The following is a 19,653-nucleotide window of genomic DNA, read 5'->3' as shown; positions in this document are numbered from 1 at the left end:
ACCGGCGCGATCGCCATGGCCGAGACCGAACTCTCCGACGGCACGAACGGTGACGCGAAGGCGCTGGCCCGCAGCATCATCGATGCCCAGCGCACGGAGATCGACACCATGCGCGGCATGCTCGGCCAGAGCTGACACCGAACCGAGCGCACCGGGACATCCGCGTACCGGTGCGCTCGGCCGTAGGTATCGATTGCTCATCTATCCAGGTCTGTGCAGGTGACGAGCCCGCCCGTCACGACGTACGGTCGATAGGTCCGGCAGCGGGCAGCACCGGCCCGGCCGGATCTGTCGAGGGAAGGGGCCGACATGCACGGACTCGAACGGACCGGACTGCTCGCCGCGGGCGCGGCGACCGCGGCGGGCGTACTGATCATCGGCGCCTGTTCCCAGCAGGTCTCCGGCACAGCCGAGGTGAACCGCACCGATCTGGCCGCGTATACCTCCGAGGTCACGGCCTCCTCGATCGCGGCGTCCTCGGCCAGGGCGGCCGCCGTCGAACGCGCGACCGGGTCGGCCTGCGATGCCTTCCTGGCCGCCAACGGTCGTTCGGTCCAGGCCTTCAACGATTACATCGGGCTGACCAACGACCGCGGCCGCAACGATCCGGAGGCGAACGGCAAGGCCGATATCGCCGTCACCGCGCTGCACGACGGCGCGCGGTCGGTCGACCAGAAGGTGACCAAGGAGGTGCCGTCGAACATCGCGGACGTGCTGCACGCCTACCGCGACGACACCAACGCCCTGGCCGACACTCTGGCCCGGCGCGCAGACACCGACACGCTCAACGCCAGCATCGACAAGTTCAACGCCACCAAGGACACCGCGCTCGCGGCGTGCGCGGGTCACGGCACCCGCTAGTTCCTGGACGCGGCACTAGCGCTACGCCGCGCGTTCGAAGAACTTCTCCAGCAGCGCGTTGAACGGCTCGCCGGTGTCCGGCACCAGGTGGCCCATGCCCGGACAGACCGCGCGCTCGGCGCCGGTCTGTTCGGCGATCGCGTCGCAGACCGCTTCGAACGCCGCCGAGTGCCCGCCGGACACCGCCAGGATCGGGAAATCCGCGTCGCGCAGCACGTCCAGCGGCGGCGCCGCTTCGTCGGGCGGGCGCGCACCCTGCAGCTGCCGCATTCCGGCCACCAGGACCGGCGGGATCGCAGTGCCCGGCATGGCGGGCACACCGACGACCTCGAAGAACTGCCGCAACGCGATCTCGGGCGCGCGGTCGACCCGTTCGATCAGCTCGCGGGTGGCCGCGCTCATCGCGTCGACCTCCGGATTCCCGCGTGCGACGCCGTAGAGCGGCGGTTCGACGACGGTCAGCGACCGGACATTCTCGGGTCGTTGCGCGGCGGCGTACATCGCGACGATCCCGCCGTAGGACAGCCCGACCAGATGAACCGGCCGGTCGAGCAGCTGGGCCGCCAGCAGTCGGGCTTCCGGCTCGAAATCCTGCCTGGCATAAGGCGTTTCACCATGACCAGGGCGGTCCGGGGCGAGCAGTGTCCAACGGCTGGTCAACGGCCGCTGGGCGCGCCAGGTTTCGCGGCCGCCGAGAATACTGCCGTGCACCAAGACCACCGGGGGACCGTCGCCCCAGCGGTGCACGTGCAGCCGGATATCGGAATTCGGTGCGTCCATCATCGACCTCCTGGGCTGACTGTATCGATCGTCACCGCGGTGCGGGCGGCAGGCACCTGGTCCGGTTGACCTCGGCCAGGTGCAGGCTCGCCCGGGCGAGGTCGGGGCCGACCGATTCGATGGTGGCCTCCCCCTTGGCGATCGCACGGTAGCTCGCACCGATCGTGCCGAGGTCACCGGCCGCTTCGGCGGGCGCGATCGCTTTCAACTGATCGAATTGATCGGCGGCCCTGGCGTATTCCTCGGGCTTGATCTCCGCCTTCGTGCTCAGCTCCCGGGTGCTGCGCGACAGCTCCACCGTCGCCTGGCAGTAGTCGCCGGGCAGCGCACCCGCGGATGCCGCTGCGGCGCTGGTGGTTCCGGCGACCGTGCCGGGGCTCGCGGCGCTGCCGCTGTCGTCGGAGCAACCCGCGCCCGCCGCCAGGACGAGTGCGGCCAGCGCGAGGGGGCAGAGTGTGCGGCGGTTCATGGACGGTTCCTCCGGGAGTGGACAGCGGATGCTGTCACCGATACTTCGGGCCGGACGTCTCACCGACCTTTCACTCGCATCTCAGCAGATGCACCGCCGCGGCTCAGCACCGGTCGAGTAGCTGCCCCAGCACCGCCGCGAGGCGCTCGACCGGTGGCGTGCTCGACGGGATCGCCGCCCGTCGACCGGATCAGTTGTAGGACTTGCCGACTCCGTCGAGCAGCCGCTCCAAGGTGTCGAAGGTGGGCGTGGTGATCACGTCGGCCAGGTCGGGCGCGACCCGCACGTTGTGCTCCGCGGCGACCGCGGCGAACTGGTCCGGTGCACCGGTCCGGAAGCCGTGTTCGGCGGCCAGTCGCTGCAATTCGGGATCGGCGGCCAGCAGGCGCCCGATCCGGTCGCCCAGCTCGCCGAACGGCACCAGCGTGTGCCGGGACAGAATGGTCGGCGTCGGGTACAGCATCGTCATCTCGGGTTTCAGCAGCCCGCGCACCGCGGCGTCGACGAACTGCGCCTCATACATCCAGACCAGCGGAGTCGGCCCCATCCCGGTCGCGAGATAGGTCTCGAACGGCCCCTCGCTACTGCTCTGGGTGTACCCCTGGCCGACGAAAAGCCTTGCCACCGTGGGCAGAATGTTCTCCTCGGCGGAGCTGCCCTGCACGATGGTGTTGTTGTTCGCGACGTAGCCCGCGATGGCGAGGTACATCGCGGCCGAGTTGGAGCTGCGCGGATCGGTCGTGGAGATGAGCACGTTCTTGCTCGTCGGGTAGACGTCGTTCGCCGCGAGCTGATCCCACCGCGTGTTGTTGCCGACCATCCGCAAGTAGGGACCCATGTCGAAGGTCGGCACCGGCCCCTGATGCACCACACCGGATTCGGCCAGCAGATCGGCGATCGGCGTGAACGTCGCGATGGCCAGCGGCGAGGAGAACGGGATGTACTTCGTGCTCACGTTGCGCTGCCGCTGGATTCGCTCTGCGGCCTGTTCGCTGGACGGAAAGGCGAAGTCGTACTTCGTCAGATCCACCGACGTGGCGATCTGGCGGGACCCCGCCGAATCCACCTCCGCCTTCAGTCCGTGGCGCGCGAGCGCGTCGATCACCTTCGGGTCCTGGAAGAACGACATCTTTTCCGAGCCGACCACGCCGCGCACCACCGCGACGGGGACCACCGGCGCGGCGGCCGTCGACGGCGAGTTCGGCTGCCGCACCGCCAATGCCACGGCGACTACGGTTACCACGACCAGCGCGGCCACCACCGCGCCGACGACGGCGGGCACGAAACGTTTACTCGCCGACCACGGTTCACGCAGATCGTCGGAGTCCACAGACCCGGGCGAACCGGCGCGGTGCGCGGCAGTTCCCTTGCGCATCTTCACTTTTCCCGGCGATGGGGCAGGTGTCGGCGAACCCGTCTCTGGCGCGAGTTGCCGACGCACGAACCGCTCGACCAGAATCGGCACGAACTGGCGCACCGGATGTCCGTCGAACCGCCTGCGTCCCGCCCCGACCACCGCTTCGATTTGTTCGGCCGAGTATGTGCCACCGAAGTTTTCGACCAACCGCTCCGTCATCTGACGGATCGCCTGTTCCTCCCGAACAGTGTCGGTAACCACCACGAATCTCCTCGGCACGTCCATCGGATCACGTCTCGCGACCGCCCGCCCGGTCTGTCGCGCCGGCCAACCCTAGCCGCAACCGAGGCATGGAAAAGGCCGCCGAACGGGCCCGCCCGCAGAAATTCAGGACAACCTCGCCGGGCCGCCATCCCCCGTTGCACTCGCGTTTGCCGAGTCGGCCCGCGCGCGTGGATGCGCCGAACGGCTATCGTCGGCAGCAGTCGCGGAACAAGGAGATGCTCATGGGTCGGACCGCAGTTGTCACCGGTGCTTCGTCCGGGATCGGAAAGGCGACCGCCGCAGCGTTGGTGACGCGCGGCTATCGCGTGATCGGGACCAGCCGCAAACCCGAAGGGATCGAGCCCGACGCGCAGGTGCCCGGCGTGGAATATCGGGCGCTCGACCTGACCGACAGCGCCTCGATCGAGGCGTTCGTCGCCGGGCTCGGCGAGGTCGACGTGCTGGTCAACAATGCGGGCGAGAGCCAGGCGGGGCCGCTGGCCGAGCTGCCGACGGACGCGGTGGAGCGACTGTTCCGGCTGAACGTGCTCGGGCCGATCGCCCTCACCCAGGCCCTACTGCCCGGTATGCGCGAGCGCCGCTACGGCCGGGTGGTGATGGTCGGTTCGATGATCGCCAGCTTCCCGATGCCGTACCGCTCCTCCTACGGCGCGACCAAAGCGGCACTGAAGGGCTTCGCGGTGGCGGCTCGCTTCGAAGAGTCGCCGTTCGGCGTATGGCTCACCACCGTCGAGCCCGGCCAGATCAACACCGGACTGCGCGAACGGCGGACCAAATACCTCGACGAAGGTTCGCCGCACACCGCCGACTTCACCCGTTTCATCGCGAAACTCGATGAGGCGCAAGGGAAAGGGATCACCGCGGACAAGGTCGCGGACACCATTGTGCGGGCGATCGAAGCCGATCGCCCGCAACCGCTCTACGCCGTGGGCAGCAACGCGCCCATCATGTTCGGAGTACGGCGACTGCTGCCGCGCACGGTGCTGGAGCGACTGATCGCCCGCGTGCACGGCCTGTCGCGGTAACCCGTCGGGCTCAGTCCGCCAGCTGCGCCTGCCACATCCAGTGCAGCTGCTCCAGCCGGGCGGCGAAGCCGATGAACAGATCCTGGGTCACCGGGTCGGCCTTCTCGGTGGTTTCGATCCGCTCGCGCAGCCGGGTGATCACCGCCGCGAGGTTCGCCACGACCTGGTTGATGACCTCGGTGTCCTGCTGCCAGCCGTCGGGGAAACCCGCCGCGCCCGACTCCTTGGCGACGGTCTCGGCCCGGCCGTCCGGGCTGACGCCGATCGCGGTGGCACGCTCGGCCGCCGCGTCGGTGAAGTCGCGCGCCGCCGTCACCAATTCGTCCAGCGCCAAGTGCACCGACCGGAAGTTCCGCCCGACCACGTTCCAGTGCGCCTGCTTCGCGATCAAGGAAAGATCGATCAGATCGACCACCGTGGCGCGCAGCGTCTCTCCCGTGATCTTCTGCTGTTCCGGGTCGAGGGTGCTGGTGATGGGCTGAGTCATCGTTCACGCCTTTCTTGTCGGAGCCATGTCACCGACTGCCTACCCCGATCCGCGGCGCTGAATCCCCCGCTCACCAGTGACGCGCGCCATGTGACTCGAGTCGCGCGGCGTGCTCGGCGAGGATCCCGGCCGCGCCGGCCGGTGGCGTCTGTTTGCGCCAGATCGCCCGGAATTTCCGGCTCAGCACGACCGGCCCGGCCACGCACACCTCGACGAGGGCCCCGCTGGCCAGATCGCCGGCCGCGATCAACCGGCTCAGCACCGCGGGCGCGACGGCCGAGCGCGCGGCGGCACAGATCGCGACCGCCGACCCCAGTTCCGCCGCGGGCCGGGCGGGCTGGCATTCCGCCCCGAGGATCTCCCACACCGTGTCCCTGGTGCCCGAGCCCTGCTCGCGCCACAGCAGCGGCGTCGTGGCCAGCTCGCGCAGCGTCACCGGTTTCCGGCGGCGCGCCCACGGGTGCGACTGCCCCACGACGACCACCAGTTCGTCCGCGCCGAGCACTCGGCTGCCGAGACCGGGCGGCGGATGCGGCCCCTCCACGAACCCGATATCGGCCACCCCGTCGCGGACCAGCGCCTCGACGTGCCTGGTGTTGTCCACCTCCAGCGATACCGCCACGTCCGGACAGCTGGCACGTAACGCATTGAGCCACTGCGGAATCCGATGATCCGCGATGGTCTTCGAGGCGGCGACCCGCAGGTGGGGCACCTCCGCCGCATGCAGCGCCGCCACCCCGGCGTTGAAGGATCGCGCGGCCTCCAGCACCAACCGGGCATGTGCCACCACCGAGCGCCCCGCCTCGGTCAGTTCCGACCCGGTGGGGCCGCGATCCAGCAGCCGCAACCGCAACCGCCGCTCCAGCGCGCTCACCCGCATACTCGCCGCGGGCTGGCTGATCCCGTGCTGCCGCGCCGCGGCCCCCAGACTGCCCAGTTCCGCCACGGAGACCAGCAGATCCAGCACGTCCAACTCTGGCGTCCCCGGCGGTAACCTCATAACCATCGATTATGTGTGACGACGACCACTCCGACATCCCCACAACGGCCCATACCCCCATCAGCCGCGCTTATCAGCTCCGGTTATGAGGTGGTGCCGGATCGGCGGGTAGTGCGGGTGCGCGAGCGGATCGAATGTTGTGGGGGTGACGCGCTTCAGACAGTTCGGGCCGGGTTTGCTGCTGGCGGCGGCGATCGCGACGGTGGCCACCTTGCTCGGTCGCATGGTGCCGGTGGTCGGCGCTCCCGTGCTCGCGCTGGTCATCGGCGCGATGGTCAGCGCCGTCGGCCGGGGGGCGATTTCGGATACGGGCCGGTTCGGAGCAGGTCTGGTCGCGACCAGGAAGCGGCTGCTCGGGGCCGCGATCGTGCTGCTCGGTCTGGGGCTTCCGGTGGGATCGGTGCTGACGGTCGGGCGAGACACCGCCGCGGTCTTGATCGGCACCCTGGCAGTGGGTGCGGCGGCCGCGGTCGTCATCGGGAGAATGCTTGCGCTGGAACGGGAATCGGCCACACTGGTGGCGGTCGGCACGACGATCTGCGGCGCTTCGGCGATCGCGGCGGCGACGGCGGTGCTGAAACCGGACCGGGACCGGGTGGCCTACGCACTCGGCACCATCTTCGTCTTCAATGTCGTTGCGGTGCTTGCCTATCCGCCGCTGGGCCGCTTGCTCGGCCTGTCCCAGGAAGCGTTCGGGCTGTGGGCGGGCACCGCGATCAACGACACCTCGTCGGTACTGGCGGCCGGGGTGATGTTCGGACCCGCCGCCGCGCACTTCGCGGTGATCGTGAAGCTCGTCCGCAGCCTGATGATCGTGCCGATGTGCCTGGGTCTGTATTTCACCAAGCGACGTACCGATACCGATGCGAGTGCCAAAAGCACCTTCCTGCACTCTTTTCCACTGTTCGTGGTGTTGTTCCTCGTCGCCTCCGTGGTCGCCGGACTCGGCGTGCTGCCCGGCGCGGCGGCGCCGGCGCTCGCCCACCTCAGCGCGTGGCTGATCGCCGCGGTCCTCGCCTCGATCGGCACCTCGCTCACCTGGCGGCAGCTGCGCAGCGCCGGCACACGTCCCCTGCTGTTCGGCGGCCTGCTCGCGGTGATCCTCGGCGTCTCCAGCCTCGCCCTGCAACTCGCCACCGGCTGGTGGTGAGCTTCTTTTCCCTGCACAGGGGCCACCTTGAACACCGTTCAACAAAATACTTGAACGGTGTTCAAGTTCGTTGGTAGGTTGGCTCCCATGACTGATGAGTTGCTGGATCAACTGGTGGACAAGGCATTCCGGCGCGAGGCGCCGACACCCGACGAGGCGCTGTCGGTGTTGTCGGAATCCATCGAATTGCTCGACGTGGTGGCGGCCGGCGCGCGGGTGCGCCGTGCGTTCTTCGGGCGGCGCGTGAAGCTGAACACCATCGTGAACCTGAAAAGCGGCTTGTGCCCAGAGGATTGCGGCTACTGCTCGCAGCGCCTGGGCTCCGCGTCCGAGGTGCTGAAGTACTCCTGGATCACGCCGGACAAGGCCGCCGAGGTCGCGGCCCGAGCGGTGCGGTCCGGAGCCAAACGAGTCTGCCTGGTGGCCAGCGGCCGGGGGCCGGGCGAACGCGACATCCGGCGCATCGAGCACACCATTGCCGCGATCAAGGTGGACAACCCACAGGTCGAAGTGTGCGTCTGCCTGGGCCTACTCGGCGAGGGGCAGGCCGAGCGGCTCGCCGCCGCGGGCGCTCATGCCTACAGCCACAACCTGAACACCAACGAAGCGCGCTACGCGCAGATCTGCTCGACGCACACGTTCGATGATCGGGTCGACACCCTGCGCAGGGCGACCACCGCGGGTTTGTCGCCCTGCTCCGGCGCCATCTTCGGGATGGGCGAAAGCGACACGGACATCATCGATCTCGCCGTCGCCCTGCGCGCACTGGACCCGGATTCGGTACCGGTGAACTTCCTGATCCCGTTCGAGGGCACACCGCTGGGCGATCGCTGGGAACTCACACCGCAGCGCTGCCTGCGCATCCTCGCGCTGTTCCGGTTCTACTTTCCCGATGTGGAGGTCCGTTTGGCCGGCGGACGCGAGATCCACCTGCGCGCACTGCAACCCCTCGCACTGCACCTCGCCAACTCGATGTTCCTCGGCGACTACCTGACCAGCGAGGGCCAGCCGGGCGACGACGACCGGCAGATGATCGCCGACGCGGGCTTCACCGTCGAGGGCGTCGACGAGCAGACCTTGCCCGCCGCGCGCCACGACCTGGTCGCGATCCGCCGTCGCGGGGCGGGCACCGACCTCCCGGCGAACGCCTAGGCCCTGTCTCTCTGCCGATCACCCACGGCGGCACTACTTTCGGCCAGCCGATCGGCCTCGTCGAGATGATCGCGCAAGCCGAGGTACTCCCAGCGCTGCAAGGCCAAGGGCACGTTGCCTTCACGCCACAGCCTGTCGTGGAAGGCCTTCAGGTCGAATTCGTCGCCCAGCTCGCGCACCGCGGTGCTGAGCAGATCCTGAATCTGCAATTTGCCGATCTGGTAGCTGAGCGCCTGTCCTGGGAATCCGGCGAAGAACACGGCTTCATCCCACGCGGTCTCGCGGTCCACCGGCACATCGACCGCCAGCCGGTCGGCCGTCTCCTCGATGGACAGCTCACCCAGCGCGAGCGCGATATCCACTTCGACCCGTAAAGCCCGCAGCCGCATAGCATTCGCCACGAAGACAGCGCTGGTCGGCGCTTCGTCGAACAGGCCGGACTGCAACATCAGTTCTTCGTAGTAGAAGGCGACGCCCTCGTTGGGCACCGAGTCGTAGAACCAGCGCCGAGCCGGATTGTCGTGTCGCCAGCCGAACGCGACCTGCTGCGCGTGCGCACCCTCGTGCACGATCGCGGTGCGGGCGTCGAAAGCCGCGGCCTGATCGAAGTAGGGCAGATCCGGTGTCGGGTCGGGGATGTAGCGCAGGGCGTCCTCGTCCCGGCGGGACGGCCCGGTCAGGTCGTCGGTGACACCGAGCCAGGTGAGCGGTGCGAGATACGGCGGCAACGGAGCGAAGCGATAGTGCCGCAACGATTCCGGCTGACCGAGCAGGCCCAGTCCGTCCGCGAACTCACGCACCGCCAGTTCGTCCTTGCGCTGCCGTTCGACGTGCTCGTGTGCGTCGGCGGGCAGCGGCGGACTCGGCGCATCCCGGTACCGGGTGCGCAGCACCGTCTCGGTCGCGACCGCCCGGTGCCATTCCTGGCGGCCCATCGCACGCAACTGCTGCGCCGAATACGGCAGCAGCGCCACATTGTGCAGGTAGTACGCCAGCGCGTCCGGACCGACCGGCTCGGTCTCGCCCAGCTCGGGCAGCCGCTCGGCCAGCCAATCGCGGTAGGCCGCAACGGCATCGGCGGCGACACTGGTCGCGGCGGGCAGTTCGGCGGCGTACTCGGCGGGCAGGAACGGGATCAGCGCGGTCAGCGCCGCTTCGAGCGAACCGGCCGACTCGTCGAGCAGGCGCACCGCGCTGCGGGCGAAGGGTGCGCTCGCGTGCTCGGCGAGATTCGCCCTGGCCTGTTCGAGCACGAGCGGCACGTGCCGCAGCAACGCGCTGATCGAGGCCGCCCGCGCGCCGTCGAACGGCGGCGGCGCCAGCAAGGCCGCGTAGACGGCACCGAGACTCTGTTGCACGTAGAAGCCGGGATTGCGTTCCCACCCGCGGATCAGATCCAGCTCCCAGTGCACCTTCGCCAGTGCCGAACCGAGCAGCCTGCCGTCGACCTGCACCGCGACCGGCTCGTCGGACAGGTCGAGCGCAGCATGCCTGCGGGTGAACTCGGCGAGCACCGTCCGGCGTTCCGCGATGGCCGCCGCGGACCAGTCGGGCAACCAGTTCGCGGGACGTTCCACCCGGGGCAGGTCGTCGCTCGAATCGGGCGCCGTGGCAGTCCGCCAGTGCCAGAACTCCTCGGCAAGCTTCGCTAGACCCATATCCGCACAATACAATTCGGCTCTGACAGGTGGCGCCGAAGCGGGCTCCGCTACCGCGCGGCATCCCCCACATAGCGACGCCAGCACGACTCGAGCTCAGCAACCATATCGATTGTCGGGTCGATCAACCAGCGCGCCTGCAAACCATCGGCAAGCGCGAAGAACATGGTGGCCGCCGCCTCGGTGTCGATCTCCGCGGACAGGGTGCCCGCCTGCTGCATCGCGCGCAGCGCCCCCGCGAATCCGGCGGTGCCGAAGCGGTACCGCTCGAGCATGTAGTCGTGCGCCGGATGGCGCGGGTCCGCGGCGGCGGCCTGCATATGCGTGAACAGCTCGATCAGTCCCGGTACCTGCGTGTTCCGCCGGATCACCGCCACAAAGGCCTCCGGTGCGGCGCCGCTCATCGCCAGCAGATCGAGCTCGTCGCGCTTGCGCAACACCGCGACGAACAACTCCTCTTTCGAGCCGAAGTAGTGCAGCAGTCCGCCCTGGCTCAACCCGACCGCGTCGGCCAACTCGGCGACAGAGGTGGCCAGGTAGCCGCGCTCGGCGATGGTGCGCAGCGCGGCGTCGAGGATCTGCTCCCGCCGTTCGATGCCTTTGCCGTAGGGGCCCCGTTTCGCCACCGAGCCAGTGTAGTCAGCCGCCTGGCAGTCTTGTCATCCAAAACCGAGCGCTGTACGGTTTTCGTAACGGACCGTCCGCGACCACCGAAAAGGCCGGCGGTCACCTCTACGAACGGGAGCACACCACCCGATGCGACTCCGTCTGCGCGGGCTCGGCTTGGCCGCCGTGGCCGCCGCCACGCTCATCCAGGCACTGCCCGCCACAGCCGCCGCGCGGCCGGAGCCCCCTGCTCAGGTAGCGCCGCTCGGCCCGGACTTCCTGTGGGGCGTCGCCGCCTCCGGCTACCAATCCGAAGGCCATGCGCCGGACAGCAATTGGCGACGCTACGTCGAGGCCGGCAAAACCGAGGACCCGTACGGGAATTCGGTCGACTTCTACAACCGCTACGCCGACGACATCGACCTGGCCGCCGGTCTCGGCACCCGGGTGTTCCGCATCAGCGTGGAATGGGCCCGGGTGCAGCCGGAGCCGGGTGTGTGGTCGGCCGACGGATTCGGCTTCTACGACAACGTGATCGCGAAGATCAAGGCGGCGGGAATGCGTCCGATGATCACCCTCGATCATTGGGTTTTCCCAGGCTGGGAGGTGGATCGCGGCGGCTGGCACAACCCGGGCATGGTCGAGGATTGGCTGGCGAACGCACGTACGGTGGTGGACCGCTACGCCGCCGCCGACCCGCTCTGGGTCACCTTCAACGAGCCGACCTTCTACGGGCTCAACGAATTACGGCACGGAGGGATCCCGGCCGTCGACGTGCCGGGCATGCAGAACCGGCTGGCACAGGCGCACAACGCCATCTACGACCACATCCACCGGGTGCAGCCGGGCGCGCTGGTCACCAGCAATGTCGCCTACATTCCCGGCGGTGAGGACGCGATCAACAAGCCGTTCGTCGACCAGGTCGCCGCACGGCTCGACTACATCGGGATCGATTACTACTACGGCAGCTCGCCCGACACCGTGACCTCGATGGCGCAGAACCTCACCCGGCTCTGGCAGAACCCGCTGCAGCCCGAGGGCATCTACTATGCCCTGCAACACTATTCGCGCGCTTTCCCCGGCAAGCCGCTCTATATCGTGGAGAACGGCATGCCCACCGAGAACGGGCTGCCCCGTCCCGACGGCTATGCCCGCGGCGACGATCTGCGCGACACGATCTACTGGATCCAGCGGGCCCGGGCCGACGGCATGAACATCATGGGCTACAACTACTGGAGTCTCACCGACAACTACGAGTGGGGCAGCTACACACCGCGGTTCGGCCTCTACACCGTAGACGTCCTGACCGATCCGAGTCTCACCCGCAAACCCACCGACGCCGTCGCCGCCTACACCCGGATCACCCGCGAGGGCGGCGTCCCGGCCGACTACCGGCCGACCCGCGCCCCACAGCCGTGCTCGCTGGTCGATCCGCCCGCCAGCTGCACCGATCCGGTCACCGTACCGCGCTGAACGAGCGCATGATTCGCCGACGACGCAGCGAAACCGATCGCGCAGAGGAGATTTCGATGAAGGCGACGTGGCGCAGGCTGCTGCTGGCAGGCCTCGTGTGCGGACTCTGCGCGGCCGGCGCGCAAACGGCTCCGGCCCTCGCCGCGCCGGGCGGCTCGGGCAGCGCGGTGCTCGGCAAGGACCCGGACGGCAGCATCCCGCCCGCGGGCTCGGACGACTGGTCCTGCCTGCCCACCCGGGCCCATCCCCGGCCGGTCGTGCTGGTGCACGGCACCTGGGGCAATCAGAACGACTGGGACGTCCTCGCGCCCCGACTGAAAGCCGAAGGCTACTGCGTCTTTTCGCTCAACTACGGTCGCGATGCGACGAGTGCGCTCGGGGCGCTGCCGGGGATGTACGCCACCGGCGATATTCCCACCTCAGCCGGTGAACTCGCCGCCTTCGTCGACCGGGTCCGCGCCGCCACCGGCGCGGCGCGGGTCGACCTCGTCGGTCATTCGCAGGGCGCGCTCGTTTCTCGTCAGTATGTGCGCTTCGGCGGCGGTGCGGACAAGGTCGCGCACCTGGTCTCGCTCGCGGGCACCAATCACGGTTCCACGATGCGCGGCGTCGCGACCCAGCTCCCGCCGGGCGTTGCGGCGGCCTTCCCCACGGTGCTGACACCGGTCGCCGGAATCGCCGCGGCACAGCAACTCGTCGGCAGCGAGTTCCTGCGCGCCCTCAACGCGGACGGGGACACCGAGCCGGGCATCGATTACACGGTGATCGCCAGCACCCGCGACGATGCCTCCACCCCACCGGAAGCCACGTTCCTGCAGGCGGGTCCGGGTGCGACGGTCGACAATGTCTGGGTCCAAGACTTCTGTCCCACCGATGCTTTCGACCACGGCACGCTACCGCAGTCGCCGACCGTCGGCTATCTCGTCGAGCGCGCGCTGGATCCCGGCTACACCGGGGTCGCCTGCGAATAGCCCAGTGCGACAAGGACGGGCGGTAAGGCTGTCGCCTTACCGCCCGTCTCGTTTCGTCGCGCTAAGCGCGTTCGCGGACCAGCCTTGCGTCCGGATCCTCGTCCGACGCGGCCACCGCCGTCGTCGTGCCCGGCTCGGTCTCCGCCAGCACCGCCTCGCCGCGGGCGACCATGCCCGCCTCGTCGGACAGCTTCAGCTGCGGAATGAACAGGGCCAGCACGAAAATGACGATCGCGCCGGGGATGAGGTACCAGAAGCCCGGTACCAGGGCGTTCACGTAGGCGCCCACGATCGCGTCGTGCAGGTCCGCGGGCAGGTTCTTGACCACCGACGGCACCAGACCGCTCGGGTCGAGTTTCGCCGCCAGCACCTCGGGCCCGTGCGACATGAACGCGTCGGTGAGGCCCTCGGTCAGTCGGCTGGTGAAGATCGAGCCGAAGATCGCGACGCCGATCGCGCCACCCATTTCGCGGAAGTAGTTGTTGGCGCTGGTCGCGGTCCCGATCTGGTCCGGCGACACCGCGTTCTGCACGACGAGCACGATGATCTGCATGATCAAACCGAGCCCGGCGCCGATCACGAACAGCATGGCCGAGACGAGCCACATCTCGGTGTTCGCGTCCAGCCTGGTCAGCCACAGCATGCCGAGCAGCATGGTCAGCGCGCCGAGCGGCGGGTACACCCGGTACTTGCCGGTCTTGGTGATCGCGGTCATCGACCCCATCAGGGTGATCATCATGCCCGCCATCATCGGGATCAGCAGCAGGCCCGAGACCGAAGCCGAAGCGCCCGTGGCCATTTGCAGATACGTCGGGATGAACCCGATGGCCGCGAACATGACCAGACCGACCAGCAGGCCGATCGCGGAGGTCAGCACGAAGGTGCGGTTGCGGAACAGCCACAGCGGCAGCATCGGCTCCTCGGCTCGTGCCTCCACCATGACGAACGCGGCCACCACGATCACCAGCGCGGCGATCATCGACACGATCGTCGCCGAGCCCCACGCGTACTGCTTGCCGCCCCAGTCGGTGATCAGGATCAGCAGCGTGGTGGCGGCCGACATCAGCAGCACACCGAGGTAGTCCGGTTTGGTCTTGGGCCGGTGGCTGGGCACGCTCAGATAGCGGAACGCGATGACCAGTGCCGCGAGGCCGATCGGCACATTGATCCAGAAGCACCAGCGCCAGCCGAGCGTGTCGGCGAAGAAGCCGCCGAGCAGCGGGCCGGCCACCGAGGTGATGCCGAAGACGGCACCCATCGGCGCCATGTACTTGCCGCGGTCCTTGGCCGGCACCACGTCGGCGATGATGGCTTGCGCCAAGATCATCAAACCGCCGCCACCGACACCTTGCAGGCCACGGAAGACGATGAATTCCCAGAAACTCGTCGAGGCCGCGGCGCCGACGGACGCGGCGGTGAACGCGGTGACCGCGAACAGGAACAGCCAGCGCCTGCCGAACATGTCGCCGAATTTTCCGTAGATCGGCATCACGATGGTGGTGGCGAGCAGGTACGAGGTCGCGGTCCAGGCCATGTGCGAGACCCCGCCGAGCTCGCCGACGATGGTCGGCATGGCGGTGCCCACGATCATCTGATCGAGGCTGGCCAGGAACATGCCCGCGATCAGCGCGGAGAAGATGAGCCAGATTCTCTTCTGGGTCAGGACGATCGGGGTTGGCGGCGAATCGGCCGTCGAGGTCATCGGTCGCGTCTCCTTGTTCTGTCATCAGGCTGGTCGAACAGCCGAGCGGCCATCGCACAGTGCTCTGCCACGGCCGCTTTGAACGACCGGGACGTATCGGCGGCGGCGGACAACACCGCCCGGGTGGTGATAGTGGTCATGACTCCCGCTGCGAGCGCGGCGAATTCGGGCGCGACCGGCGCTCCCGACCGGGCGGTCAGCAGGTCGCTGACCATCGCTTCCTGCTGCACGCCCGCGGCCATGAAGGACGCGACCACCCTGGGCTCGGCCTTGATGATCGCGATGACCAGCGAGATGGCTTCGCGCACTTCCTCTTCCGGCTCGATGGCGGAGGAGAACAGCCAGGTCAGGTCCGCCATCAGCACACCGGTCGGCCCACCGGCGACGAACTCGGCCCGGGCCGCGGGCGTGCCGATCTCCTCGACGGGCCCGACGATCGCGTCGAGCTTCGTGTCGTAGTAGTTGAAGAACGTGCGCGGCGAGACCCCGACGGCCTTGGCGATGTCTTCGACGGTCGTCGCGTCCACCCCGTGCTCGACGGCCAGGCGCCGCGCGGCCATGCAGAGATCGAGCCTGGTCTTGCGCTTCTTCTGTTCGCGCAGGCCGAGCGGCGGTTCTGTGCTCGCGGGGGACGACATGGCCGAAAATTTAGCACAAACTGCAAAATTTCAGAAAGTGCAATATTGCGTGACCTAGCTCACCCGGACCTCGCTCACCCGGCCCAGCGGATACCGGGCGTGGCCGGGTGCGGGCCGACACAGCCGAGGACGAAACAGCCGGGCGGCCAGTCCCCGAAGGGCGGCGCGAGCGGTGCGCCGAGACATTCGAGCGGCCCACAACCCGGATACGCGTACGGCCCGATGCCGAGCGCGCCGAGCGTCGCGTCCGGGTTCGAGATCATCGGATCGGCGAGGCTGATATCCGGCTGCGGCACATAGGGTCCCGGGTCGGGCAACACCGGCACACGAAAGGCCGCGATAATGCCGCGGAGCACGTCGTGCGGAAAGCTCACCGCGCCGCCGGGGACGGTCACACCGGTCCAGGTGACCAGCAACCCGAGACTCGGGACGATGAAGTTGTCCTGGCGCATCATCCCCGACATCTTCACCGCGTCCGGCGGCAGGCCGGGCAATTCCGCGGTACAGCCGGGCCCGTTGACGACGAAGAGAAATCCATAGCACTCGTTGGCCGGCGTCGGCTGCGATGCCTGCTCGAGGTAGTCGGCCGAGATCACCTGATTGCCCTGCCAGGCACCGTGATTCACCACCAGCAGGCCGAGCTTGACGAAATCGTCCGGCGGCATGATCAGATGCGCGTACCCGTAGGTGTTTCCACTGCGGTCGCGGGCCCAGTGATAGTCGGTGCGCCGAATGCCCAACGGATCGAACAGGTTTCGCTGCGCGTAGTCCTGGAAGTCGAGGCCTACCGCCTGCTGCACCACAAAGACGAGCAGATCGACGGCGCGCTGGCTGTAGCGCCACACCGCGCCCTGCGGACTCTCGATCGGCATCGCCATGGCCTGCGCCACCGCGTTCGGATCGAGTTGCGCCAGGCCGGTGATGCCCTCGGAGGCCACCGCGACCCGCAAGCCCGAGGTCTCGGTGAGCAGGCTCCGGACGGTGATCGCCCGGTGCGCGTCGTCACCGAGCCCAGGCGGCAGATAGCGGTCGATCGGGTCGTCGAGCCGCATTCGCTCCTGGTCCACGGCGATCCCCGCGACCAGCGACACCACGCTCTTCGTACTGCTCCACAGGTTCCACGCCACACCACCGGTCTGCTCGTTGTTCGGCCCTGCGGCGATCAGGCAGTTGTGACGGAATACCTGCACATTGCGCCGCGTCGGGTCCGCGGCGAAGGCAACCGCTCGCCGTAGCGCGTCCGCGTCGAGCCCGACCTGCTCCGGTGTCGCGGTCTCCGGCTTCCTGCCGTCGGCCACCGCGCAGTGCTTCAGCGCATCAGGCGCGGCCGACGCTGCACCGCAACCGATTTCGGCACTGGCGAGCACAGCGACAACGACACTCACCACCAGCAGCGCAGTCCGCAGCGAACAAGACATCGCACTCCCACCCTCCGACAGGTTCTGGTGGGCACATCGGGCAGGCTCCGGGCGTCGTTTCCGTTCGGGCTGCCCCGACTTGTCGGGGCGAGCACAGCCGAGTCCACCCAATCTACTGCTGCATTGCGTATCTGATCATGGTGTTTCTCCACACATGAACAATCATGCTGGCCATAAGCTTGCTCTCAGCTTCTTTACCTACTGTTTAACTTAGTAGATCAGCAGAGAGGCAACGACGCCATGCAGCGACTCCCCCAGCGGTCGACCAGTAACCGGCAGGCCTTCCGACGTGCCGCCGCGCTCCCCCTGATCGTCGGATTCTTCGGTACCGCAACGGTGCTCACGTCCGGTATCGCCACCGCGGCCGTCGACAACGCGCCGGGCCGCGACACCTCCGGCGCGCATCACACCGACCCCCAGGGCTTCCACCACACCGACACCAACCCGTTGCGCCAGGCCGAACACCAGCGGGCGCAGCGTGAGTACTGGGACAAGCAGCGGCCCGAGACCGCACCCGGTAGCGGCAGCGGGGGCGGCGCCACGACCTGGTCCGCAGTGCCGCGACCGGACGGTGAGGGCTGGGTGGTGTGCAAACCGACGGCCAGCTGGTGCTGAGCACGCGGATCCGAAAAGCACTGTCGCGCTTGCCTTACCGACCACGACCCACGGGCCTCGCGACCGGTCGAAGACAGAGGGAGAAAATGATGAACACCACGACGACAACGAAAGCCGCCACCCTCGGCCGCACCTCGACCGCACTGCTCGCGGCAGCCGCCGTCGCGGGCGGTCTCATCATCGGCGCGGGGACCGCCTCCGCCAGTACCGCGGGTACCGGGGTGCGCTGCCTGTGGGCGGGCACCAGCCATCCGCAGGGTGCGACCGTGGTGGCCGGTGGCCAGAGCTTCCGCTGCGAGACCGACCGCGGCGCGGCGTCCTGGTCCCGCGGTCCCGCCGACGACCGGCCGAGCACGGTCCCCAACCCGGGCGCGTACACCAGGCCTGCGGGCCTGTTCAGCCCGGGCGCGCGGCAGCCGGGCACCGAGTACAACGACTACTGCGTCGGCAGCCAGCTCATCGAAGGCAACGAGGACATCTACCAGGTCGTCGCCGCGCGCGACGGATCGCTGCAGTGGAAGGCCGCAGGCCCGATCTCGCAGTGGAGATTCGACCCGGACACCCCGCGTCCCGGCCCGTCTTCACGGTCGGTGAGCCTGTGCATCGACGGCAACCTGACCTGAGTCGGCCCTAGAGACGGGCGGCCGCGTCGCCGATCGCCTCGTCGAGGATGGACAAACCGAGGGTCAGTTCCGCTTCCGAGGCGGTCAGCGGCGGAGCGATCCGGAAAACGCCACCCATGCCGGGCAACTGCACGATGTTCATGTGCAGGCCGAGTTCCAGGCAGCGGCGCGTGACGAGCGCACCCAATTCGTCCGAGCCCCTTTTGGTTTCGCGATCGACGACGAGTTCGAGCCCGACGAGCAGCCCGCGCCCGCGGATATCCCCGACGACACTGTGCCGCTCGGCGATTCGCTCCAGGCCGCGGCGCAGGAACCCGCCGAGTTCGGCGGCGCGCTCGTCGAGCCGATCCCGGATGAGCACGTCGAGCACGGTGTTGCCGACCGCGGCCACCAGCGGATCGGAAACATGCGTGGTGAAGAACAGGAACCCGCGTTCGTGCGCGGCCTGCTCGATATCGGCACTGGTGAGCACCGCGGCCAGCGGCAGTCCCGCGCCGAGCGTTTTGGACAGGGTGATGATGTCGGGCACCACACCGTCACGTTCGAACGCGTACCAGTTGCCGGTGCGGCACAACCCGGTCTGCGCTTCGTCGAGGATCAGCAGCATGCCGCGTTCCCGGCACAGGTCACGCAGCCGGGCGAAGTAACCGAGCGGCGGTTCGAGCACGCCGCCGGAACTGAGAATCGGCTCGACCAGACAGGCGGCCAGGCTGCCCACCGACTGCGCGTCGATCAGGTCGAAGGCGAAGTCGAGCTGTCTGCGCCAGTCGAGTTCGCCGTCGGCCGTGGTGAAGTCGGGCCGGTAGGCGTGCGGGGCGGGGATGGCGAAATTGCCCGGCGCGGCCGGGCCGTAGCCTTTGCGTCCCGCGCTGTAGGTGGCGCCCGCCGCGGCCTGGGTCATGCCGTGCCACGAGCGGGCGAACGAGACGATCTCGTGTTTCCCGGTGACCAGCTTGGCCATCCGGATCGCGGCCTCGTTCGATTCGGCGCCCGTGGTCAGCAGCAGCGCCTTGGTCAGCGGCTCGGGCAGCGTGCCCGCCAGCCTGCGGGCGAGGTCGACGACCGGGCGGCTCAACATGCCGCTGAACAGATGGTCGAGCTCGCCCACCTGCCGCCGGACCGTCGCGACGATCTCTGGATGTGCGTGCCCGAGAATCGCGCTCATCTGACCGGACGTGAAATCCAAGATCTCCCTGCCGCTTTCGGTGTACAGGAAGCTCCCGGCGGCCCGCGTGATGATCTCCGGGCTGAAGGTGCTCGCACCCGCGTAGCGCACCAGATGACGGTCGGCATCGCGCCAGAATTCGGTCGCGGACAGTGGTGCGGCGGTGGAGGAAGCCATGCACCGACGGTAAGGCCGCGCGAGCGACACGTCCATCTCAC

The 19,653-nt window shown here is 68.4% G+C and carries 20 protein-coding genes; 9 read left to right on the top strand and 11 right to left on the bottom strand.

Going from position 1 to position 19,653, the window contains the following annotated elements; translation table 11 throughout:
- Window positions 1-15: 15 nt before the first annotated feature.
- Both NBRGI_RS46000 and NBRGI_RS42645 read left to right on the top strand, forming a co-directional pair.
- Window positions 16-135, top strand: a complete 120-nt coding sequence (locus NBRGI_RS46000) for a DUF305 domain-containing protein (protein ID WP_235211298.1) — start codon at window positions 16-18, stop codon at window positions 133-135.
- A 174-nt stretch (window positions 136-309) separates the two neighbouring features.
- On the top strand, window positions 310-861 hold the full coding sequence (locus NBRGI_RS42645; RefSeq protein ID WP_029903973.1) for a hypothetical protein: 552 nt from the start codon (window positions 310-312) through the stop codon (window positions 859-861).
- A gap of 21 nt (window positions 862-882) precedes the next feature.
- Here the strand turns inward: NBRGI_RS42645 and NBRGI_RS42640 are convergent, their stop codons facing one another.
- From NBRGI_RS42640 to NBRGI_RS42630, 3 genes are all read right to left on the bottom strand, one after another.
- The gene (locus tag NBRGI_RS42640) at window positions 883-1,641 is read right to left on the bottom strand and encodes an alpha/beta fold hydrolase (RefSeq protein ID WP_029903971.1); all 759 of its coding nucleotides are present in this window, start codon (window positions 1,639-1,641) and stop codon (window positions 883-885) included.
- A gap of 31 nt (window positions 1,642-1,672) precedes the next feature.
- Window positions 1,673-2,110, bottom strand: a complete 438-nt coding sequence (locus NBRGI_RS42635; protein WP_029903970.1) for a hypothetical protein — start codon at window positions 2,108-2,110, stop codon at window positions 1,673-1,675.
- Window positions 2,111-2,300: 190 nt separating this feature from the next.
- The gene (locus tag NBRGI_RS42630; RefSeq protein WP_235211296.1) at window positions 2,301-3,728 is read right to left on the bottom strand and encodes a three-helix bundle dimerization domain-containing protein; all 1,428 of its coding nucleotides are present in this window, start codon (window positions 3,726-3,728) and stop codon (window positions 2,301-2,303) included.
- A gap of 245 nt (window positions 3,729-3,973) precedes the next feature.
- Between NBRGI_RS42630 and NBRGI_RS42625 the strand changes: the two genes are divergently transcribed.
- Window positions 3,974-4,777, top strand: a complete 804-nt coding sequence (locus NBRGI_RS42625; RefSeq protein ID WP_029903965.1) for an SDR family oxidoreductase — start codon at window positions 3,974-3,976, stop codon at window positions 4,775-4,777.
- Window positions 4,778-4,787: 10 nt separating this feature from the next.
- Here NBRGI_RS42625 and NBRGI_RS42620 read toward each other — a convergent pair whose 3' ends face one another.
- Window positions 4,788-5,264 (bottom strand): Dps family protein, encoded by a 477-nt coding sequence (locus tag NBRGI_RS42620; protein WP_029903964.1) that lies wholly within the window; start codon window positions 5,262-5,264, stop codon window positions 4,788-4,790.
- 70 nt (window positions 5,265-5,334) lie between these two features.
- A complete protein-coding gene (locus tag NBRGI_RS42615; RefSeq protein ID WP_029903962.1) occupies window positions 5,335-6,264 on the bottom strand; it encodes a LysR substrate-binding domain-containing protein in 930 nt (309 codons plus the stop codon).
- Between the two features lie 145 nt (window positions 6,265-6,409).
- On the opposite strand from NBRGI_RS42615, the gene NBRGI_RS42610 reads away from it, so the two are divergent.
- Both NBRGI_RS42610 and bioB read left to right on the top strand, forming a co-directional pair.
- Window positions 6,410-7,414, top strand: coding sequence for a YeiH family protein (locus tag NBRGI_RS42610; RefSeq protein WP_036562932.1), 1,005 nt, complete (start codon window positions 6,410-6,412; stop codon window positions 7,412-7,414).
- A gap of 87 nt (window positions 7,415-7,501) precedes the next feature.
- Window positions 7,502-8,566 (top strand): biotin synthase BioB, encoded by a 1,065-nt coding sequence (gene bioB / locus NBRGI_RS42605; RefSeq protein ID WP_029903958.1) that lies wholly within the window; start codon window positions 7,502-7,504, stop codon window positions 8,564-8,566.
- On the opposite strand, the gene NBRGI_RS42600 is transcribed toward bioB, so the two are convergent.
- Window positions 8,563-10,224, bottom strand: a complete 1,662-nt coding sequence (locus NBRGI_RS42600) for a DUF885 family protein (RefSeq protein ID WP_051728462.1) — start codon at window positions 10,222-10,224, stop codon at window positions 8,563-8,565. The genes bioB and NBRGI_RS42600 overlap by 4 nt on opposite strands.
- A gap of 50 nt (window positions 10,225-10,274) precedes the next feature.
- Window positions 10,275-10,850, bottom strand: coding sequence for a TetR/AcrR family transcriptional regulator (locus NBRGI_RS42595; RefSeq protein WP_051728461.1), 576 nt, complete (start codon window positions 10,848-10,850; stop codon window positions 10,275-10,277).
- A gap of 130 nt (window positions 10,851-10,980) precedes the next feature.
- Between NBRGI_RS42595 and NBRGI_RS42590 the strand changes: the two genes are divergently transcribed.
- On the top strand, window positions 10,981-12,303 hold the full coding sequence (locus NBRGI_RS42590) for a family 1 glycosylhydrolase (RefSeq protein WP_029903952.1): 1,323 nt from the start codon (window positions 10,981-10,983) through the stop codon (window positions 12,301-12,303).
- 56 nt (window positions 12,304-12,359) lie between these two features.
- Window positions 12,360-13,274 (top strand): esterase/lipase family protein, encoded by a 915-nt coding sequence (locus NBRGI_RS42585; RefSeq protein WP_148311179.1) that lies wholly within the window; start codon window positions 12,360-12,362, stop codon window positions 13,272-13,274.
- 61 nt (window positions 13,275-13,335) lie between these two features.
- Here NBRGI_RS42585 and NBRGI_RS42580 read toward each other — a convergent pair whose 3' ends face one another.
- From NBRGI_RS42580 to NBRGI_RS42570, 3 genes are all read right to left on the bottom strand, one after another.
- Entirely contained in the window at window positions 13,336-14,976 is a 1,641-nt protein-coding gene (locus NBRGI_RS42580; protein ID WP_036562929.1) for an MDR family MFS transporter, read from the bottom strand.
- The gene (locus tag NBRGI_RS42575; RefSeq protein WP_051728460.1) at window positions 14,973-15,614 is read right to left on the bottom strand and encodes a TetR/AcrR family transcriptional regulator; all 642 of its coding nucleotides are present in this window, start codon (window positions 15,612-15,614) and stop codon (window positions 14,973-14,975) included. Before NBRGI_RS42575 ends, NBRGI_RS42580 begins: the two co-directional genes overlap by 4 nt.
- A 74-nt stretch (window positions 15,615-15,688) precedes the next feature.
- Complete coding sequence (locus NBRGI_RS42570) at window positions 15,689-17,032, bottom strand: serine hydrolase domain-containing protein (protein WP_029903943.1); 1,344 nt, start codon at window positions 17,030-17,032, stop codon at window positions 15,689-15,691.
- A 240-nt stretch (window positions 17,033-17,272) separates the two neighbouring features.
- Here NBRGI_RS42570 and NBRGI_RS42565 point away from each other — a divergent pair, with 240 nt between their 5' ends.
- Both NBRGI_RS42565 and NBRGI_RS42560 read left to right on the top strand, forming a co-directional pair.
- Window positions 17,273-17,647, top strand: coding sequence for a hypothetical protein (locus tag NBRGI_RS42565; RefSeq protein WP_029903941.1), 375 nt, complete (start codon window positions 17,273-17,275; stop codon window positions 17,645-17,647).
- An 89-nt stretch (window positions 17,648-17,736) separates the two neighbouring features.
- On the top strand, window positions 17,737-18,270 hold the full coding sequence (locus NBRGI_RS42560; protein ID WP_148311178.1) for a hypothetical protein: 534 nt from the start codon (window positions 17,737-17,739) through the stop codon (window positions 18,268-18,270).
- Between the two features lie 7 nt (window positions 18,271-18,277).
- On the opposite strand, the gene NBRGI_RS42555 is transcribed toward NBRGI_RS42560, so the two are convergent.
- Window positions 18,278-19,612 (bottom strand): aspartate aminotransferase family protein, encoded by a 1,335-nt coding sequence (locus NBRGI_RS42555; RefSeq protein WP_029903937.1) that lies wholly within the window; start codon window positions 19,610-19,612, stop codon window positions 18,278-18,280.
- Window positions 19,613-19,653 lie beyond the last annotated feature (41 nt).

Origin of the sequence: Nocardia brasiliensis IFM 10847, assembly GCF_000710915.1 — a bacterium.
In the GTDB taxonomy this organism is placed as follows: Bacteria; Actinomycetota; Actinomycetes; order Mycobacteriales; family Mycobacteriaceae; genus Nocardia; species Nocardia brasiliensis_A.
Note: the sequence above shows the minus strand (reverse complement) of the source record. Positions and strands in the feature narration are given on the sequence as shown.

Excerpts from the sequence above, each read along its gene's own strand:
- NBRGI_RS42575 (WP_051728460.1), bottom strand. The coding sequence starts at position 15,614 with ATGTCGTCCCCCGCGAGCACAGAACCGCCGCTCGGCCTGCGCGAACAG.
- NBRGI_RS46000 (WP_235211298.1), top strand. The coding sequence starts at position 16 with ATGGCCGAGACCGAACTCTCCGACGGCACGAACGGTGACGCGAAGGCG.
- NBRGI_RS42635 (WP_029903970.1), bottom strand. The coding sequence starts at position 2,110 with ATGAACCGCCGCACACTCTGCCCCCTCGCGCTGGCCGCACTCGTCCTG.
- NBRGI_RS42565 (WP_029903941.1), top strand. The coding sequence starts at position 17,273 with ATGCAGCGACTCCCCCAGCGGTCGACCAGTAACCGGCAGGCCTTCCGA.
- NBRGI_RS42570 (WP_029903943.1), bottom strand. The coding sequence starts at position 17,032 with ATGTCTTGTTCGCTGCGGACTGCGCTGCTGGTGGTGAGTGTCGTTGTC.
- NBRGI_RS42640 (WP_029903971.1), bottom strand. The coding sequence starts at position 1,641 with ATGGACGCACCGAATTCCGATATCCGGCTGCACGTGCACCGCTGGGGC.
- NBRGI_RS42585 (WP_148311179.1), top strand. The coding sequence starts at position 12,360 with ATGAAGGCGACGTGGCGCAGGCTGCTGCTGGCAGGCCTCGTGTGCGGA.
- NBRGI_RS42560 (WP_148311178.1), top strand. The coding sequence starts at position 17,737 with ATGAACACCACGACGACAACGAAAGCCGCCACCCTCGGCCGCACCTCG.
- NBRGI_RS42555 (WP_029903937.1), bottom strand. The coding sequence starts at position 19,612 with ATGGCTTCCTCCACCGCCGCACCACTGTCCGCGACCGAATTCTGGCGC.
- NBRGI_RS42615 (WP_029903962.1), bottom strand. The coding sequence starts at position 6,264 with ATGAGGTTACCGCCGGGGACGCCAGAGTTGGACGTGCTGGATCTGCTG.
- NBRGI_RS42590 (WP_029903952.1), top strand. The coding sequence starts at position 10,981 with ATGCGACTCCGTCTGCGCGGGCTCGGCTTGGCCGCCGTGGCCGCCGCC.
- NBRGI_RS42600 (WP_051728462.1), bottom strand. The coding sequence starts at position 10,224 with ATGGGTCTAGCGAAGCTTGCCGAGGAGTTCTGGCACTGGCGGACTGCC.
- NBRGI_RS42625 (WP_029903965.1), top strand. The coding sequence starts at position 3,974 with ATGGGTCGGACCGCAGTTGTCACCGGTGCTTCGTCCGGGATCGGAAAG.
- NBRGI_RS42645 (WP_029903973.1), top strand. The coding sequence starts at position 310 with ATGCACGGACTCGAACGGACCGGACTGCTCGCCGCGGGCGCGGCGACC.
- bioB (WP_029903958.1), top strand. The coding sequence starts at position 7,502 with ATGACTGATGAGTTGCTGGATCAACTGGTGGACAAGGCATTCCGGCGC.
- NBRGI_RS42580 (WP_036562929.1), bottom strand. The coding sequence starts at position 14,976 with ATGACCTCGACGGCCGATTCGCCGCCAACCCCGATCGTCCTGACCCAG.
- NBRGI_RS42620 (WP_029903964.1), bottom strand. The coding sequence starts at position 5,264 with ATGACTCAGCCCATCACCAGCACCCTCGACCCGGAACAGCAGAAGATC.